19 protein-coding genes are annotated in these 17,739 nt (G+C 64.0%); 10 read left to right on the top strand and 9 right to left on the bottom strand.

Going from position 1 to position 17,739, the window contains the following annotated elements; all coding sequences use genetic code 11:
• Window positions 1–78: 78 nt before the first annotated feature.
• The 5 genes from J2X56_RS10300 to ugpQ all read right to left on the bottom strand — a co-directional run bounded on the left by J2X56_RS10300 (window position 79) and on the right by ugpQ (window position 5,238).
• Window positions 79–315 (bottom strand): sulfurtransferase TusA family protein, encoded by a 237-nt coding sequence (locus tag J2X56_RS10300; protein ID WP_013235553.1) that lies wholly within the window; start codon window positions 313–315, stop codon window positions 79–81.
• Window positions 316–471: 156 nt separating this feature from the next.
• The gene (locus tag J2X56_RS10305; protein WP_121043351.1) at window positions 472–1,026 is read right to left on the bottom strand and encodes an NUDIX domain-containing protein; all 555 of its coding nucleotides are present in this window, start codon (window positions 1,024–1,026) and stop codon (window positions 472–474) included.
• A gap of 28 nt (window positions 1,027–1,054) precedes the next feature.
• On the bottom strand, window positions 1,055–3,679 hold the full coding sequence (gene alaS, locus J2X56_RS10310; protein ID WP_310160018.1) for an alanine--tRNA ligase: 2,625 nt from the start codon (window positions 3,677–3,679) through the stop codon (window positions 1,055–1,057).
• A 340-nt stretch (window positions 3,680–4,019) separates the two neighbouring features.
• Window positions 4,020–4,238: a hypothetical protein gene (locus J2X56_RS10315; RefSeq protein WP_039784299.1), complete on the bottom strand. Its 219-nt coding sequence runs from the start codon at window positions 4,236–4,238 to the stop codon at window positions 4,020–4,022.
• 256 nt (window positions 4,239–4,494) lie between these two features.
• Window positions 4,495–5,238 carry a glycerophosphodiester phosphodiesterase gene (gene ugpQ / locus J2X56_RS10320; protein WP_310160020.1) on the bottom strand — a complete coding sequence of 248 codons (744 nt, stop codon included), beginning with the start codon at window positions 5,236–5,238 and terminating at the stop codon, window positions 4,495–4,497.
• Between the two features lie 185 nt (window positions 5,239–5,423).
• Here ugpQ and J2X56_RS10325 point away from each other — a divergent pair, with 185 nt between their 5' ends.
• Genes J2X56_RS10325 through J2X56_RS10335 form a run of 3 tightly spaced genes read left to right on the top strand, consistent with a single transcriptional unit; the run spans window position 5,424 to window position 7,760 of the window.
• Window positions 5,424–5,735 (top strand): 2TM domain-containing protein, encoded by a 312-nt coding sequence (locus J2X56_RS10325; protein ID WP_051156248.1) that lies wholly within the window; start codon window positions 5,424–5,426, stop codon window positions 5,733–5,735.
• Between the two features lie 49 nt (window positions 5,736–5,784).
• Window positions 5,785–6,930 (top strand): sensor histidine kinase, encoded by a 1,146-nt coding sequence (locus tag J2X56_RS10330; RefSeq protein ID WP_121043363.1) that lies wholly within the window; start codon window positions 5,785–5,787, stop codon window positions 6,928–6,930.
• A 29-nt stretch (window positions 6,931–6,959) separates the two neighbouring features.
• Entirely contained in the window at window positions 6,960–7,760 is an 801-nt protein-coding gene (locus tag J2X56_RS10335; RefSeq protein ID WP_310160022.1) for a LytTR family DNA-binding domain-containing protein, read from the top strand.
• 18 nt (window positions 7,761–7,778) lie between these two features.
• On the opposite strand, the gene J2X56_RS10340 is transcribed toward J2X56_RS10335, so the two are convergent.
• A complete protein-coding gene (locus tag J2X56_RS10340) occupies window positions 7,779–7,919 on the bottom strand; it encodes a hypothetical protein (protein WP_008331432.1) in 141 nt (46 codons plus the stop codon).
• A gap of 268 nt (window positions 7,920–8,187) precedes the next feature.
• On the opposite strand from J2X56_RS10340, the gene J2X56_RS10345 reads away from it, so the two are divergent.
• Both J2X56_RS10345 and J2X56_RS10350 read left to right on the top strand, forming a co-directional pair.
• A complete protein-coding gene (locus tag J2X56_RS10345; RefSeq protein ID WP_310160024.1) occupies window positions 8,188–9,939 on the top strand; it encodes a glutamine--tRNA ligase/YqeY domain fusion protein in 1,752 nt (583 codons plus the stop codon).
• A 152-nt stretch (window positions 9,940–10,091) separates the two neighbouring features.
• Window positions 10,092–10,454 (top strand): hypothetical protein, encoded by a 363-nt coding sequence (locus J2X56_RS10350; protein ID WP_034334469.1) that lies wholly within the window; start codon window positions 10,092–10,094, stop codon window positions 10,452–10,454.
• A 59-nt stretch (window positions 10,455–10,513) separates the two neighbouring features.
• Here the strand turns inward: J2X56_RS10350 and J2X56_RS10355 are convergent, their stop codons facing one another.
• The 3 genes from J2X56_RS10355 to J2X56_RS10365 all read right to left on the bottom strand — a co-directional run bounded on the left by J2X56_RS10355 (window position 10,514) and on the right by J2X56_RS10365 (window position 13,410).
• Window positions 10,514–11,527, bottom strand: a complete 1,014-nt coding sequence (locus J2X56_RS10355; RefSeq protein WP_121043372.1) for a transporter — start codon at window positions 11,525–11,527, stop codon at window positions 10,514–10,516.
• Between the two features lie 113 nt (window positions 11,528–11,640).
• Complete coding sequence (locus J2X56_RS10360) at window positions 11,641–11,874, bottom strand: hypothetical protein (protein WP_034334477.1); 234 nt, start codon at window positions 11,872–11,874, stop codon at window positions 11,641–11,643.
• 240 nt (window positions 11,875–12,114) lie between these two features.
• Window positions 12,115–13,410, bottom strand: a complete 1,296-nt coding sequence (locus J2X56_RS10365) for a solute carrier family 23 protein (RefSeq protein WP_088756304.1) — start codon at window positions 13,408–13,410, stop codon at window positions 12,115–12,117.
• A 298-nt stretch (window positions 13,411–13,708) separates the two neighbouring features.
• Here J2X56_RS10365 and J2X56_RS10370 point away from each other — a divergent pair, with 298 nt between their 5' ends.
• The 5 genes from J2X56_RS10370 to sbcB all read left to right on the top strand — a co-directional run bounded on the left by J2X56_RS10370 (window position 13,709) and on the right by sbcB (window position 17,738).
• Window positions 13,709–14,125, top strand: a complete 417-nt coding sequence (locus J2X56_RS10370) for a DUF2721 domain-containing protein (RefSeq protein ID WP_204726023.1) — start codon at window positions 13,709–13,711, stop codon at window positions 14,123–14,125.
• Window positions 14,126–14,237: 112 nt separating this feature from the next.
• Entirely contained in the window at window positions 14,238–14,540 is a 303-nt protein-coding gene (locus J2X56_RS10375) for an antibiotic biosynthesis monooxygenase (protein ID WP_034335716.1), read from the top strand.
• 203 nt (window positions 14,541–14,743) lie between these two features.
• Complete coding sequence (locus J2X56_RS10380; RefSeq protein WP_310160031.1) at window positions 14,744–15,319, top strand: DUF3828 domain-containing protein; 576 nt, start codon at window positions 14,744–14,746, stop codon at window positions 15,317–15,319.
• Window positions 15,320–15,548: 229 nt separating this feature from the next.
• Complete coding sequence (locus J2X56_RS10385; RefSeq protein WP_310160032.1) at window positions 15,549–16,163, top strand: hypothetical protein; 615 nt, start codon at window positions 15,549–15,551, stop codon at window positions 16,161–16,163.
• A gap of 138 nt (window positions 16,164–16,301) precedes the next feature.
• Complete coding sequence (gene sbcB / locus J2X56_RS10390) at window positions 16,302–17,738, top strand: exodeoxyribonuclease I (RefSeq protein ID WP_310160035.1); 1,437 nt, start codon at window positions 16,302–16,304, stop codon at window positions 17,736–17,738.
• Window position 17,739 lies beyond the last annotated feature (1 nt).

The raw sequence follows: 17,739 nt of genomic DNA on the forward strand, positions 1-17,739 counted from the left end.
AAAAACCCGCAGTTCATCCGAGCTGCGGGTTTTTCAATGCTGCCAGCCTGATCTTTCCGGGATGGACAGGGATGCTGCTTATTTGCGCTTCATGAAGAAGATGAACTCGTGTTCATCATTCTGCGATTGCTCCAGCAGATCGTTGCCGGTCTGTTTGGCAAAGGCCTGGAAATCGCGCACCGAACCGGTATCGGTGGCGGTCACCCTGAGCACCTGCCCGCTGGCCATGTCGGCCAGGGCTTTCTTGGTCTTGAGGATGGGCAGCGGACAGTTCAGACCGCGCGCATCAAGTTCCCGGTGAAATTGAATGGCCATTACTTCGACTCAAAATGGATCACGACGAAAACGATTTTACTGCAAAACGCGCCGACTTGATGCATTGCACAAGTTCTGTTGTTTTCGCCGCACTAGGCTTGTGCAAAAGCAAGAAAATCACGGTCCAAGATGGAACGCTGCGTCTTGACCGCACGCTTATTTCAGGACCTGCGGGGTTTCAATCGGCGTAGACGAACCGGCAAACTCGACATATTGCACCGGCAGTCCACGCTGGCGCATCCAGTCCGCCACCGCATGGCCGGTACCCGCCGGCCAGGGGCGCAGGTCGGCGGGTTCGCTCAGGCGGTATTCCAGCAGCTCCGGCGACAGCTTGATCGTGCCGCTCGCCTTCACGTAATAGGCGATGATCAGCTCGTTCTTGCGCATGAATTCATAGACGCCGATCAGCTCGATCTGCTCGGCGTCCAGGTCGGTCTCTTCCTTCAGTTCGCGGGCGATTCCCTGTTCCGGGGTCTCGTCGCGTTCCATGAAACCGGTGATGAGCGCAAAGCGCCCTTCGGCCCAGGCGGCGTTGCGCGCAGTGAGCATCTTGCCGTCGATCTCCACCAGTGCGGCCAGCACCGGCAGAGGGTTGTCCCAATGCGTCCAGTGACCCTCGGGACAGGCCAGCCGGACCTTGCCGGCTTCGCCTTCATCGGCGCGCAGCACCAGCGATGCTGCGCAGACCGGGCAAAACTTGAATTCGCTCATGGGCGCTCCGGGCCAGGGCCTGTGGAAATCACAGCTTGGCCTGGACCCAGCCCGCCACGCCTTGCAGCGCGCCCGGCAGGGCTGCCGGCTCGGTGCCGCCGGCCTGGGCCATGTCCGGACGGCCGCCACCCTTGCCGCCCACCTGCTGGGCGACGAAGTTGACCAGTTCACCGGCCTTGACCTTGGAGGTGGCATCGGCAGTGACGCCCGCGATCAGGCTGACCTTGCCATCCTTGACGCTGCCCAGCACGATGGCGGCGGTCTTGAGCTTGTCCTTCAGCTTGTCCATGGTCTCGCGCAGGGTGGCGACGTCAGCGCCTTCCAGCGTGGCCGCCAGCACCTTGATGCCGTTGATGTCGACCGCCTGGTTGACCAGCTCGTCGCCCTGGCTGGAGGCCAGCTTGGACTTCAGCGAAGCCAGTTCCTTTTCCAGCGCCTTGACCTGGTCCTGCACCTGGCCGATGCGCGGCAGCAGTTCTTCCGGCTGGGTCTTCAGGGCTGCAGCGGCTTCGGCCACGCGGGTCGACAGCGAATGCACCAGCGCCAGAGCGCCTTCACCGGTGACGGCTTCGACACGGCGAATGCCGGCGGCGACACCGCCTTCGGAGACGATCTTGAACAGGCCGATGTCACCGGTACGGGTGACGTGGGTCCCGCCGCACAGTTCGGTGGAGGTACCGATGGAGAGCACGCGCACCTGGTCGCCGTACTTCTCGCCGAACAGCGCCATGGCACCTGCGGCAATCGCATCGTCGTAACCCATCAGCTGGGCGCCGGTGGCGACGTTGGCCAGCACTTCGCGGTTGACGATGTCTTCCACGCGGCGGATTTCGTCGGCGGTCATCGGGGCGTTGTGGCTGAAGTCGAAACGGGTCTTGTCGGCATCGACCAGCGAACCCTTCTGCGACACGTGCGAACCCAGCACTTCGCGCAGGGCCTTGTGCATCAGGTGGGTGGCCGAGTGGTTGCGCATGGTGCGGGCACGCTGATCGGCATCGACCTTGGCTTCGACGGCGTCGCCGATGGCCAGGCTGCCCTTGATCAGTTGACCGTGATGGCCGAACACCTCGGCCTGGATCTTTTGCGTATCGGCCACGGCGAACAGGCCATTGGCTGCTTCCAGGGCACCGGCGTCACCCGACTGGCCGCCGGATTCGGCGTAGAACGGGGTGGTATCCAGCACCACGATGGCGTCCTGGCCGGCCTCGATCTTCTGCACCGGGCTGCCGGCCACATACAGGGCCACCACCTTGGCCGACTGCGCCAGCGATTCGTAACCGACGAAGCGGGTCTTGTCGCCGGTGTATTCGATGGCGGCGGCCATCTTGAACTTGCCGGCGGCGCGGGCGGCGCTCTTCTGGCGTTCCATGGCGGCGGTGAAGCCGGCTTCATCCAGCTCGACATTGCGTTCGCGGCAGATGTCGGCGGTCAGGTCCAGCGGGAAGCCGTAGGTGTCGTACAGGGTGAAGGCGGTTTCGCCATCGAGCTTGCTGCTGTTGGCAGCCAGCGCGGCTTCCAGGATCTTCATGCCGTGTTCCAGCGTTTCGCCGAAACGTTCTTCTTCCTGCTTCAGGACCATCTCGACGCGCTCGGCGGCTTCCGGCAGTTCCGGATAGGCCGCGCCCATCTGCACCACCAGGTCCTTGACCAGCTTGTGGAAGAAGGGCTTGGTCTGGCCCAGCTTGTGGCCATGACGCAGCGCGCGGCGGATGATGCGGCGCAGGACGTAGCCACGGCCTTCATTACCGGGGATGACGCCGTCAACGATCAGGAAGGAGGTCGCACGAATGTGGTCGGCGATCACGCGCAGCGAGGCGTTGGACAGGTCGCTGATGCCGGTTTCGCGGGCAGCGGCCTTGATCAGTGCCTGGAACAGGTCGATCTCGTAGTTGCTGTGCACGTGCTGCAGGATGGCGGCCAGGCGCTCCAGGCCCATGCCGGTATCCACGCACGGGGCCGGCAGCGGGGTCAGGGTGTATTCGCCGGTGGCCGGATCGAGCTGGCGGTCGAACTGCATGAACACGTTGTTCCAGATCTCGATGTAGCGGTCGCCGTCGGCGTCGGGGCTGCCCGGGGGGCCGCCCCAGATGTCCGGACCGTGGTCGTAGAAGATTTCCGAGCAAGGACCGCAAGGGCCGGTCTCGGCCATCTGCCAGAAGTTGTCGGAGGCGTAGGGTGCGCCCTTGTTGTCGCCGATGCGCACCACGCGCTCCGGCGGCAGGCCGATTTCCTTGGTCCAGATGTCGTAGGCTTCATCGTCGGTCTGGTAGACGGTGGCCCACAGCTTGTCGGCCGGCAGGCCATAGACCTGGGTCAGCAGTTCCCAGGCCCACTTCAGCGATTCACGCTTGAAGTAGTCGCCGAAGGACCAGTTGCCCAGCATCTCGAAGAAGGTATGGTGGCGCGCGGTGTAGCCGACGTTTTCCAGGTCGTTGTGCTTGCCGCCGGCGCGCAGGCAGCGCTGCACGGAGGCCGCGCGCACGTAGTTGCGCTTGTCGGTACCCAGGAACACGTCCTTGAACTGAACCATGCCGGAATTGGTGAACAGCAGGGTCGGGTCATTGCCCGGCACCAGGCTGGAGGAACGGACGATGGTGTGTTCTTTGGATTCAAAGAATTTCAGAAACTTGTCGCGAATTTCGGCTGAGTTCATGTTCGAAGACGGATAAATGGGCCTGATGCCGCCGCTAACGCGCAGATCCGGCCCGGATGGGAGTCGGTGCAAAAAACGATTGCGAACCGATGATTATACGTGATCCCGGCCCGGATACGCAGGCTTGCCCGCCCCGCCGCAACGCCTTGCCAGCCCGGCCGGCAGCAGGGCGCTGCAGGCGAAAAAAAACCCGCCGGGAAAATCCCCGCGGGTTACAGGCCCGGCTGACCCGGCATGGCGCGCTAACCTGCGCCGCCGGACCTTAACTGCGTCAGCCGAACCTTCCGGTAAAAACAAGTGCGGGCCACGCTGTGCGGTCCGCCACCAGAAGACCGGACGATCAGGCGCCCTTGTTGGCCGGCACCGGATTGTTCTTCTTGGCCTTCTTGTGCTTGTGCTTCTTGGCCTTCTTCGCATGCTTCTTGTGCTTCTTGTGAGCAGGCTTGGCAGCCGGGGCTTCAGCGGCGGGAGCGCCAGCCGGAGCCGGTGCGGGCTGGGCCAGGACCGGCATGGCGAAGGCGGCGACGAGTACGGCAGCCAGCAGTTTGTTGATCTTCATCGTTTTCCTCTATCTCTCAGTGTTGTGTGCTTCCACAAGTCCACCGGCGTGCTCACGGGCGCCGGCCTTGTGCTTCCTTAACGCAAGATTTTCGCGACGCGTTGACAACAACTGTCGACTGCCCTCCAGTTATTGTTGTCCGCATGCAAATCATAGCTAGCGTATGAGGATTCAGTCCGCCGGTAAGAGCGTAATTTGCCATTCATTTCCACGCTGCGCGATATGAACAATGCGGGCAGCGTGGGGGTGTCGTGGCTTACCAGGCGTCGGCCGCGATGAGATCGATGCGATCGGTGCAGAAGGCATCCACGCCCCACTGGCGGATTTCCTCGGCACGCGCCATGTCGTTGACGGTGTAGCAGAAGAGGCCATACCCCGCCGCCTTCACGGCCGCCGCCAGGGACGGGGTGATGTGCTTGTGATTGGTGTGCAGGGCCACGGCCTGCAGTTGCTCCAGACGCGCCTGCCAGTCCTCGGGAATCACATCCACCAGGTAGCCGCGCGGCAGGGCTGGGGCTGCTTCCTTGGCCGCCAGCAGCGCGTCGAAGGAGAACGAGGACAAGACCGGCAGCGCCGCCCCGCTCTTGCCGGCGAAGCGCCGCGCCACGGCCTGGGCGGTCAGCTCCCCGGTACGGCGCGCGAATTCTGCAGCGGCTGGCTTGATCTCGACGTTCATCCAGATCCCTTCGGCCAGGCAGAAATCCAGCCCCTGCTCCAGCGTGCAGAGGCGTTCCCCGGCGAAGCGCGCATCCAGCCAGGCACCGGCTTCCAGGTCGCGCAGATCGGCCCAGTCGGTCTCGGCGATCTTGCCGGCCCCGGGCAGGGTGCGGCCGCGCTGCGGGTCGTGCATCAGGATGGGGACTTCGTCGCGGGTGAGCATGACGTCGAATTCGGCGGCGCGATAGCCGTGTTCCAGGCCGCAGCGAAAGCCGGCCAGGGTATTTTCCGGTGCCAGGGTGCCGCCGCCGCGATGGGCGAGGATGCGGGGATAGGGCCACATGATGTTCTCTCCGAGGGTAGGCCTTGCAGAAGGATCAAGGCGATCGGCGCATAAGGTAGAGCAGATCACGCCGCGCCACAAGCCGTTGGCGCCCGCCAGAATGCCGCCCGTCGCAAGTGGCTCGCCGGAGCCGGCGCGGCGGCGCATGCTTGCGCCATCATTCACCCCACCACTGCGAGGCCATCATGCGCGACACTGCCCCCTCCTCCCTTTCTGACCAGAATCTTCATATCACCGCTGCCTCGCCCGAGGAGCTGGCCCATGCCGAGCGGCGGGTAGCGCGCCAGGTCGGCTTTTTCCATCATTTCGGCATTTACCTGGCGGTCAACACCGGCCTGATCCTGTTGAACCTGATGGGCCAGCACCGCCACTGGTGGAGCCTGGGGCCTCTCCTTGGCTGGGGAATCGGGGTACTATTCCACGCCTTGAGCGTATTCGGGCGTTTTCCCGCCGGCTGGAAGCAGGCGCTGATCGCCCGTGAACTGCGCCGCCGCTAAAGAGAGCCCGGTACGCCGGGCCGCTTGCTTGCTTCATCCCTGGAAACGCATGACCCAACACGACACCGCCCTTCCGCCCCGCCTGATCGTCCTGCTGCGCCAGCTGGCGCTGGCCTTGCTGCCCACGCTGGTCATCAACCTGCTGTGCGCGCTGGCCGTGACTTACCTGATGCGCATCGGCGGCACGTTCTATGAAAACCTGCAGGTCTCGATGTGCATCGGCCTGCTGGCCATGCTGCTCATCAACGGCACGCGGCTGGCGATCTGGGGCGATGGCGAGCCCAACAAGCTGGGTTTCCTCGCCATCATCGCGGTGATGGCCCCGCTGGCGGTGCTGCTGGGGCGCATCCTGGCCAGCCTGCTGATGGACCAGCCCATCCTCAACATGGTCCCCGAGCAGAGCGACAACATCATTGCGGTGATCGTGCTGACCTTCCTGGTGTGCTTCGGCGCTACCGTCTTCTTCTGGAACCGCCAGAAGATGGCCGCCCTGCAAGCCCACGCCAGCCAGGTCGAGAAGCAGGCGGTGCAGGCACAACTGCAGATGCTGCAGGCCCAGATCGAGCCGCACATGCTCTTCAACACGCTGGCCACGCTGCAGTCGCTGATCAGCACCGATCCGCTGCAGGCCGAGCTGATGCTGAACCAGCTGGTGCACTACCTGCGCACGACCCTGTCGGCCTCGCGGGCTGACAGCACCTCGCTGCAAAAGGAATTCGACCTCATCAAGGCCTACCTGGGACTGATGTCGCTGCGCATGGGGCTGCGCCTTTCCTACACCCTGCAACTGCCGGAACACCTGGGCAAGCTGCGCCTGGCCCCGATGCTGCTGCAGCCGCTGGTGGAAAACGCCATCAAGCACGGCCTGGAACCCAAGGTGGCCGGCGGCAACTGCACCGTGCGGGCCGCGGTGCACAATGACATGCTGGTCTTGAGCGTGCTCGATACGGGCGTCGGCCTGCCCACCAGCGTGAGCCTGAACCAGCCGCCCGCCCAGAAGGAACCGGTGATCGGCATGCACTTCGGGCTGGACAACATCCGCGAGCGCCTGGTGACACTCTACGGCCCGCTGGCCGAACTCATCATCACCCACAACGTACCGGCCGGCGCGATGGCGCAGATCACCATCCCGCTCAAGGCCCTCAAGGCGGCGCACCGCAGCAGCAAGAACACCCGCCTGCTGGATCATCATTGAGTCCCCTGCCGCTTTGTCCGGAGTCCACCATGGCCGCGCCCACTGCCCTGATCGCCGAAGACGAACCCCTGCTGGCCAATGCCCTGCGCCAGGCCCTGGCGCGCTGCTGGCCGGATCTGCCCGCGCCGCACCTGGCCGCCAATGGCGATGAAGCGCTGGAGCAGGCGCTGGCCCTGCTGCCGGATGTGCTGTTCCTGGATATCAAGATGCCCGGCCGCAGCGGGCTGGAGGTGGCCGGCGACCTGGCCGAGGAGTGGCCTGCCGGGCGGGCCTTCCCGCTCATCGTCTTCGTGACGGCCTATGACGACTACGCCCTGCAAGCCTTCGAGCGGGCAGCCATCGATTACCTGCTCAAGCCGGTCAGCCAGGACCGGCTGGCGGTGACGGTGGCGCGCCTGCAAGGGCTGCTGGCCCAGCGCGCCGCCAGCGACCAGGACAGCCACCTGGAACGCGCGCTGGCGCAGCTGCGAGCGCTGTCCGCGCCCGCTGTGGACGACACGCCGCCCCGGCTGGACTACATCCGCGCGGCGGTCGGCAACAAGGTGAAGTTGATTCCGGTGGACGAGGTGATCTATTTCGAAGCCACCGACAAGTATGTGAATGTGGTCAGCGCCGAGGGCAGCGCGCTGATCCGGACCAGCCTGCGGGAATTGATCCCCCAGCTCGATGGCCGCCAGTTCTGGCAGATCCATCGCGGCACCGTGGTCCAGGTGCGGCAGATCCAGGCGGCGCTGCGGGAAGAGAGCGGCAAGCTCTTCGTGACCCTGCGCGACCGCCCGGAAAAACTGGCGGTCAGCCGCCTGTTCGCCCATCTGTTCAGGCAGATGTAGGCCATCCCTCGTCAGCCATCAGCGGCCATAGTAATAACCGGGTCCGTAATAAGGACGGTAGTAATGCGGCTGCGGCGGGCCCACCGGCACCACCACGCAGGCCGACAGCGTGGCAGCAGCCACCGCAGCGGCGACGATCAGCTTGATCCAACGGCTCATGATGCACTCCTTGTGTTTTGGCGTTTTTGTTCACTGCGCCCGGCGGGATGCCAGGCCACGCTCGCAGAGTGCCAGCCGCCATGCCTGACAGGTAATGCATGGGCGTATCTTCTGTAACAAGACCCGGTAAAAAAGCTTCATATCGGCTCCAGCCGCCTTGCCAACGAGCAAAAATTCCCGCAGGAACGGCCGCAACGCCCGTGGAACCGGGCAGCTGCGGTAAAATGCTTGCCATCTGAATAAACAGGCATTCCTCCCGATTCATCCCATGAGCAACGAACTGAAAAACGGTCACACCCCTGCCCCCTCCACCAATTTCCTGCGCGGCATCATCGAATCCGACCTGGTCTCGGGTACTTATGCCGAACGCAGCAGCCAGGATGGCGAGGCCCTGCCGCAGGTGGTCACCCGTTTTCCGCCCGAGCCGAACGGCTACCTGCACATCGGGCACGCCAAGTCGATCTGCCTGAACTTCGGCCTGGCCGCTGACTACGCCGGCCGCTGCCACATGCGTTTCGACGACACCAACCCGGAGAAGGAAGAGCAGGAATACGTCGACACCATCCTGGACTCGGTCAAGTGGCTGGGCTTCTCCTGGGAGCATGAAGGCAAGTCGCACCTGTACTACGCCAGCAACTATTTCGACGTCATGTACGCCTGTGCCCAGGCCCTGATCCGCAAGGGCCTGGCCTATGTGGACGAGCAGAACGCCGAACAGATGCGCGAAAACCGCGGCACCCTGACCGAACCCGGCAAGGATTCGCCATGGCGCGACCGCCCGGCGGAGGAGTCGCTGCGCCTGTTCGAGGAAATGCGCGACGGCAAGCATCCGGACGGCTCCATGATCCTGCGCGCCAGGATCGACATGGCCAGCCCCAACATGAACCTGCGCGATCCGGCCATCTACCGCATCCGCCACGCCACCCACCACAACACCGGCGACAAGTGGCGCGTGTACCCGATGTACACCTTTGCGCATCCGATCGAAGACGCGCTGGAAAATATCTCGCACTCCATCTGCACCCTGGAATTCGAAGACCAGCGCCCGTTCTACGACTGGCTGCTGGAACAGCTGGCCGAGGAAGGCTTCTTCAAGAAGCCGCTGCCGCATCAATATGAATTTGCCCGCCTCAATCTGACCTACATCATCACCAGCAAGCGCAAGCTGCGCCAGCTGGTGGATGAAAAGATCGTCTCCGGCTGGGATGACCCGCGCATGCCCACCATCGTCGGCCTGCGCCGCCGTGGCTACACGCCCGAGGCGATCCGCCTGATGTGCGACCGCACCGGCGCTTCCAAGAACAACAGCTGGATCGACTTCAGCGTGCTCGAAGGCGCGCTGCGTGAAGACCTCGATCCCAAGGCCCCGCGTGCCGTGGCCGTGCTGCGTCCCCTGAAGCTGATCATCGACAACTTCCCGGAAGGCGTGTCCATCGATTGCAGCGGCCCGGTCTATCCGCCGGCGCATCCGGAACATGACACCGCGCACCGCCACTTCCCGATTACCAAGGAACTGTGGATCGAGCGCGAAGACTTCATGGAAGAACCGACCAAGGGCTACTTCCGTCTCTTCCCCGGCAACAAGGTGCGCCTGCGCTACGGCTACGTGGTCGAATGCACCGGCTGCGACAAGGATGAACACGGCAACGTCATCGCCGTGCACTGCAACTACTTCGAAGACAGCAAGAGCGGCACCGAAGGCAGCTCCAACTACAAGGTCAAGGGCAACCTGCACTGGGTCAGCGCCGAGCACGCACTTGCCACTGAAGTGCGCCTGTACGACCGCCTGTTCTCGGACCCGCATCCGGACGCCGGCGGCAAGGACTTCCTGGCCGCCTTGAATCCGAACTCCAAGGAAGTCATCACCGCCTACCTGGAGCCGACCCTGAAGACCGCCAAGCCCGGCGAGATCTACCAGTTCGAACGCCACGGCTACTTCGTGGCCGACCGCGTCGATTCGACCGAGGGCCAGCCGATCTTCAACCGGGCCGTGACGCTCAAGGACAGCTGGGGCAAGTAAGCCTCAGCGCAGGCAGGACAAGACCGGACCCGGAAGGGGCCCGGCAGGGGAATACGGCCGCAAGGCCACGCGGGCGGCAGTGCGCCAGCCGCCCGTGCCAACGGGATGGCGCAGCTTGATGGCACAGGCCACAAGCGGAGCAAGGGGAACGCATGTTCGAGCAGATCAAGATCCAGCGCCTGTCGATGTCATCCATCTACAAGCTGCTGGCCGTGGGGACCACGTTTTCGCTGGTACCGTTTTCGACGCTGATGGGCGTGCTCTCGCTGTTCGGCGCACAGACCATCACCTGGGATGGCAAGCACCTGATCGGCTATGACGGCCTGATCGCCTCGCCTTTCATCGGCCTGTTCCTGTCGGCCTTCATCACCCTCTTCCTGGGCACCATGTGCTGCATCGGCCTGTGGCTGTATTCCCTGTGGCGTCCGCTGTCGCTGAAGGTGGAGCCGGTCGACAACCTGGACATCGACAAGCTCATTCGCGAGAGCGAAGAGGCCATGGCCACGCGCGACTGAGCAGCCTCGCGCCGGGCCGCCACCGCCGCCGCCCGGCTGCGGTTCAGAAGATCAGGGCATCAGAAGATCTTCATCCACTTCAGGAAGGCCACGGTGGCGACACCGAGGCCGCCCATCAATCCCATCACGATCCAGAACGAGGTCTCGTCATGCAGGCCCGGCAGACCTGCCACGTTCATCCCGAAAATCCCTGACACCAACGTGGCCGGCATCAGCAGCGCGGTCAGGACAGAGAGTGCCATCAGGTTGCGGTTCATCTGCTCCGACATCTGCGAGGCGATCTCTTCCTGCAGCAGCTTGGCACGTTCATAGACGGCTTCCACGGTGGAATGCAGTTCATTGAGTTCATCCAGCGCATGGGTCAGGTCTTCCAGCGCCTCGCGTGGCACCCAGGCCGGGCGCAGCCGCTGGAACTGGGCCAGGATACGGCGTTCCGGCGCGATGAAGCGGCGCAGTTCGGCCAGCTGGCGGCGGATGCCGGAGAGCTCGGCACGGTCTTCGGCACGGCGGTCCGAGAGCACCGAGAATTCGATGTCGTCGACCTTGTCGTTGAGCTTGTCCAGACGCGCATTGAAGCCATCAGCCAGGCAGCGCAGCAGCTCGGCGAAGAGATCCATGGGATTGTCGAAGTCGCCGCCGTCGAGCACCTTCTGGCGCAGCATGTTGGTCGAGATCAGCGGCTGGGTGCGCAGCGTCAACAGGCGCGTGCGATCCAGGTAGAAGTGCAGCGCACCCTTCTCGGTGCCGGTGTCGCCGATCTCCATCTTCATATCGGTCAGCGTGCCGTAGACCCCCTCGGGGGTGGCATGCAGGCCCGGATGGGTGTCGCTGCTCAACAAGAATTCAGTGATGTACTCGGGAATGTCGCTGTGATGGGCCAGCCATTGCTGGATCTTCACATCGGCCGTCTTGACGTGCAGCCAGGTGAAATCCGGCGCACTCGGATGATAGTCAACAACTTCATTCCAGTTCATCTGGCGCGCATGGCCGTCTTCGAAGCGGAAGGCGCAGATGAATCCGGCCGGCTCATAGAGCAGGTGCAGGGCTTGCGGGGTGTCCGGCGGATTGTGCATGGGCGGGCGGGTCGGGAATGGGCCAGGGGCAATGAACGACCCCGCATTCTAACCACCGCTTTTGACAAATTTGTGACAGCGCCGTGACGGCCGCTGCCCACAGCCGCGCCGACTCAGTAATTGAAGTTGCGGTTGCCCCAGGCTTCGCGGGCCGCACCGCAGACACGGATCTGTTCCTCGTTCATGCCCGAAGTGCCGTTGAGCTGGCACTGGTCGGAGACCGATTTGGCCTCCTCGATGTTCTTGCGGAAATAGGCGTAATCCTTCTTGCCGGCCACGGCGTCACAGGCCGACAGCAAAGGCAGGGCGATGCACAGCAGCGCTGGCAGGCGGAGGGCGGAGTTCATGCGGTGATTCCCCTGAAAGGCGGGCCAGGCCCGCGACAGGCAGCGGCCGGAATGCGCCTCCGGCCGGCCCTTCCCCGGGGCCGTAGCGGCGACGCTGCGCTGCAACGCGACAGAGTATAGACAGCCACTGAGGATTGCTCAACGGAAATCTTCACTCTCCTCACATCATGGTAGAACAAAAAAGGCCGGTCACCAGGACCGGCCTTGCCGCTGTTGCATCGGTGTCTTGTCAGGATGAAATCATCCGCGACGTTTCAGCAGGGCATGCAGGATGATGGCACCGAAGGTGGCGGTCCCGATGCCCCCCAGGGCGAAGCCGCCCATCTTGAGGGTGAAGTCGCCTGCGCCCAGCACCAGCGTGACGGCAGCCACGATCAGGTTGGTATTGTTGGAGAAATCGACCTTGTTCTCGACCCAGATGCGGGCACCCGAGACGGTGATGAGACCGAACACCACGATCGACACGCCGCCCAGCACCGCGCCCGGAATGGTCAGGATGACCGCGCCGAACTTGGGCGAAAAGCCCAGCAGGATGGCAATGACAGCCGCCACCACGAAGACCAGGGTGGAGTAGATCTTGGTGACGGCCATCACGCCGATATTCTCGGCGTAGGTGGTCACGCCGGTGCCGCCGACGCTGCCCGAGAGCATGGTGGCCAGGCCATCGCCGATGAAGGCGCGGCCGATGTAGCGGTCCAGGTTCTGGCCGGTCATGGCCGAGACGGCCTTGATGTGGCCCAGGTTCTCGGCCACCAGGATGATCGCGACCGGAGCCAGCAGTGCCATGGCGCTGCCCTGGAACACGGGAGCCGCGAAGTGCGGCAGGCCGAACCAGGCGGCATTGGCCACGGTGGAAAAGTCGATCGGCTTGCCCAGGCCCATGCCATTGGTCAGCACCGCGTAGAGCACATAGGCCAGCAACAGGCCGATGAGGATCAGCAGGCGCTGCAGCATGCCGCGCGTGAACACCGCCACGAAGCCCACGCACAAGATGGTGGCCAGCGCCATCCAGCTGTCGAAGCTGCTGCCGGAGACGCCCTTGACCGCGATCGGTGCCAGGTTCAGGCCGATCACCGCCACCACCGCGCCGGTCACCACCGGCGGCATCAGGGATTCGATCCAGCGCGTGCCCACGCCGGAGACGATCAGGCCGATCACCGCATACACGGCACCACAGGCGATGATGCCGCCCAGTGCCACGCCGAGGTTGGCGTTGGGGCCGGAGCCGGCATAACCGGTCACGGCAATGACCAGGCCGATGAAGGAAAAGCTCGACCCCAGGTAGCTCGGCACGCGCCCGCCCACCAGCAGGAAGAACAGCAGGGTACCGACGCCCGACATCAGGATCGCCAGGTTGGGATCGAAGCCCATGAGCAGCGGGGCCAGCACGGTCGAGCCGAACATGGCCACCACGTGCTGCACGCCCATGGCCAGCGTCTGCGGCGCAGGCAGCCGCTCATCGGCGGCGATCACGGCCCCCTGGCCGTCGTTGGTGCTTTGGCGCAGCCGCCATTGGGGGAAATACGAACCCGACATGGAGATCCCTTTCGTTGTGGATTTGTTTTGATTTGTACGTGGATGTGGAACGGGGGCTAGTGTATTGAGCGACCGCACAAATAACAATTGCTGCGGCGCTGCCCCGCAAAAAAAATCCGTAAAAGATTTCGGCCGCCCGGCGCGCTGCTGCCCGGCGGTGCAAAAAGCGCGACTGCACCAGGCTGGCGCCCCAAAACAGACCGCCCGTTTGCGCAAACGCCGGCGACCGTTCCCGGGCATGTTTCTTGCGCCTCGGGAGAGGTTAGAATCACGTCCCCGATTGCTCCTTGCCATGTCGATGATCAACCTCACCACCCCTGCCCTGCTGTTTCCCGCGACCTCGCTGTTGCTGCTGGCCTATACCAACCGCTTCCTGGTGCTGGCGCAGCTGATCCGCAACCTGCAGAACCAGGGCCAGAACGATGAACGCGGGCTGGTGATCCGGCAGATCCTCAATCTCAGGAAACGCATCGTGCTGACCCGCTACATGCAGGCGCTGGGGGTCTCCAGCTTCATCATGTGCGCCGTCTCGATGTACCTGATCTTCGTCGACTTCAATCGCTGGGCCGAAGTGTTCTTCGGCATCAGCCTGATGCTGCTGGTGGCATCGCTGCTGGTGTCGCTGTGGGAAATCATGATCAGTACGCGCGCCATCGAGATCACGCTGGAAGACATGGCGCAGAAACTGGAGAAGCGCGACATCCTGGTCGAGTGAAAGCTTTTCAGGCAGGGTTCAATTCCGTTGAACGCCCGCTTCGGACGAACATGTGATAATCGAGCCGCCCGGTTTGTGCCGGGCACCCCTCGACTATGCACTGGAGACCTACATGATCCTGGAACTGGCGGACATCCGCATCCAACCCGGCAAGCAAGCAGAATTCGACGAAGCCATCCAGCGCGGCCTGGCGCAGACCATCAGCAAGGCGCGCGGCTATCTCGGCCACAAGGTCCAGAAAGGCATCGAATCGCCCGAGCGCTACCTGCTCATGGTGTACTGGGCCACCCTGGAAAACCATACCGTGGATTTCCGTGAATCGCCCGCCTTCACCGAATGGCGCGGCATCGTCGGCCCCTTCTTCGCCGGTGCGCCGGTGGTGGAACACTTCGCGCTGCTGACCGAATCCGCGTAAGACCGATGTGCGCTGACCGCGCCCGCCGAACAACGGAGACCCGCCGCGCTACCCGACCTGGCGCAGCGGAACGTTTGCGGCCTTCCCCTGACTAAAGGGCAGGCCCGGGGGGCTGGCCGAACCGGCCGCCCCTGCCGGCCTCACGACGATGATGTGCCGCCATGACAACAGCGCCGGTCCGCACCGCGCGCAGGAACACCAGAATGACCACACTGCTCCGTTTAGCCTCCCCCTCCGCTCGCCCTCTGCGCGCCACCGCCTGTGCGGTGGGCCTGCTGCTGGCCCTGTCCGGCTGCAACAACTTCAGTGGTGACGAACAGCAGCAGGCCGAGGTGATCGGCAATTTCTACCGCATCCATCTCAAGAACCACGCTCCCGGCCTGCCGTCGGCAGACGAACTCAAGCAGTTCGAGCCACTGGTCAGCCGTGCGCTGTACGCCCTGCTGACCCGCGCCGAAGCCGCCGACGTGCGCTACCACACCGTGGCCGGTGCGCAGGCCGCCCCCATCATCGAGGGCGACCTGTTCACCTCGCTGTATGAAGGGGCCACCTCCTTTGCCGTGCAATCCTGCGACAGCGAGGCCGACCGGGCTTCCTGCCAGGTCAGCTTCCGCTACCAGAAGGATGGCGCGGATGAATCCTGGAACGACAAGATCCTGCTGGTGCGCGAAGAACGCCAGTGGCGCATCGACGATATCGAATTCATCGGCAACGACCAGTCCTCCCAGCGCGAATACCTCAGCGACAACCTCACCGACGCCATCCAGCAGGCCGAATGAGCCGGCCCGGCTCGCCGGGGCCGGTGCGCTGCGGAATTGGCGGCTTTTTGGCGGTGTGTTCCCGGTCTTCCTGCTGAGCCGCAGCGCGTAAGATGCCGCTCTGTCAGGCTGGTCGTGTTGCGCCCCTCGGGTCCCGCTGCGCACCGGCAGACAGGAAATATCAAAATGACAATGGCATCATGAAACAACACGCCAGTGCGCACGCGCGGCTGGACCAGGGAGAATCGGATTGAAGCGGATCGGTAAGACACTCGTCGTCGCCGCCAGCCTGTTGCTTGCAGCATGCTCGGCCAATGAAGAGGGCAAGGCCAAGGAACTGGTGACGGAGTTCTACCAGACCCATGCCTCGAACCGTCCCTCGGGCGCCCTGACGCTGAAGGAACTGATTACCTTCCGCCGCTTCCTGTCGGTGCCGCTGTTCGATCTGTTGAAGGATGTCTCGGTGGCTGACGAAGCCCGTGCGACGCAGTCTGCGGCCGAAGTAGCAGCCGATCCTGATGCAGATCCCGTGCCGCCGCTGGTGCAGGGCGATGTCTTCACCGGCAACCCGAATGGCGCTTCCACCTTCCGCGTGGTCCAGTGCGAGGCCCAGGAACGCGAAGCCAGTTGCGCCGTGGAACTGATCTTCAGTGACGCCAAGCTGCAGTCGCCCGCCAAATGGACCGACAAGGTCACGCTGGCCCGCGATGCGCGCGGCTGGGTGATCGACAACATCCAGTACGCCGGCGGCAACGCCCCCATGCGCAGCGGCACGCTGCAGGATGCGATGCGCAAGGTCCTCAAGCGCGACGCGGCCCCCATGGCGCCGCTGGCCCCCGCCGCTGCGCCTGCGCCAGCGAAGTGAGTTCAGGCCGGTCACGGCCCCTCCCCGGGCCGCAGGCCTTCAAAAAAGAACGGCTTCATCACGCCGCCTGCCCTTTGCGTGACGGCAAGGGCGGCGCAAGGCTCTATAATCGCGCGATTCCCTTAGAAGCCGTCCGCGATGTCCAATCACACCTTCCTCTGGCACGACTACGAAACCTTTGGCGCCGTACCGCGCCGCGACCGTCCCTCGCAGTTCGCCGCCGTGCGCACCGATGCCGAACTCAACGAGATCGGCGAGCCCATCATGCTGTATTGCAAGCCGGCACCGGACTACCTGCCCGACCCGGTGTCCTGCCTGATCACCGGCATCACCCCGCAGCACTGCCTGGCGCACGGCGTCCCCGAACATGAGTTCGCCGCCCGCATCGAGCAGGCGCTGGGCGAGCCCGGCACCATCGGCGTGGGCTACAACACCATCCGCTTCGATGATGAAGTCACGCGCTTCATGTTCTGGCGCAACCTGATCGATCCCTATGCCCGCGAATGGGCCAACGGCTGTGGCCGCTGGGACCTGCTCGACGTGGTGCGCCTGACCTATGCGCTGCGCCCCGAGGGCATACAGTGGCCGACCAAGGAAGACGGCAGCGTCAGCTTCAAGCTGGAGCATCTGTCCAAGGCCAATGGCCTGGTGCATGAAGCGGCGCACGATGCGCTGTCGGATGTGCGCGCCACCATCGCCCTGGCACGCCTAATCCGCCAGAACAATCCGCGCCTGTTCGACTTCGCGCTGGCCTTGCACAAGAAGGACAAGGCCGCAGCGGAAATCGGCCTGCCGGCCGCCAAACCCTTCCTGCACGTCTCCGGCATGTTCCCGGTAGCCAATGGCTGCCTGGCGCTGATGTGGCCGCTGGGCATGCATCCGACCAACAAGAATGAAGTGATCGCCTGGGATCTCGGCAATGACCCGAGCGAACTGGCGGGCATGGATGCGGCCACCGTACGTGAACGCATGTTCACCAAGCGCGACGAGATGCCTGAAGGCATGGTCCGCCTGCCGGTCAAGAGCATTCACCTGAACAAGTCGCCGATGGTGGTCGGCAGCCTCAAGACGCTGTCTGCCGAGCGCGCCGCGCAGCTGAACATCGATGTCGACCTGGCCCTGCGCCACGCGGAAAAGGCCGCCGCCCTGCCCGACCTGGGCCCGCTGTGGCGCGATGTCTACCAGCGCGAACACGAGGCGTCGCCGGACGTGGATGAAGATCTGTACGGCGGCTTCATCGGCAACGGCGACCGCCGCCAGCTGACGCAGCTGCGTGCCCTGCCGCCACAGGCGCTGGCCGGGGCCAGCGTGGCCTTTGACGATAGGCGCTTGAATGAAATCCTGTTCCGCTATCGCGCACGCAACTTCCCCGAGACCTTGAGCCCCGAGGAAGCACAGCACTGGGAAGAACACCGCGCCGCGCGCCTGTTTGAAGGCGCTGGCGGCGCGCGTACCGTCGCGCAACTGTTCGAGCAGATCGACCAGTTGCAGGAGGAGGCGGATGACGAACGCACCCAAGACATCCTCGGTGCGTTGTATGACTATGCGGAGATGATTGCGCCGGCCAATCAGTAAG

This window comes from Herbaspirillum sp. 1173, assembly GCF_031455335.1.
GTDB lineage: Bacteria > Pseudomonadota > Gammaproteobacteria > Burkholderiales > Burkholderiaceae_D > Herbaspirillum > Herbaspirillum huttiense.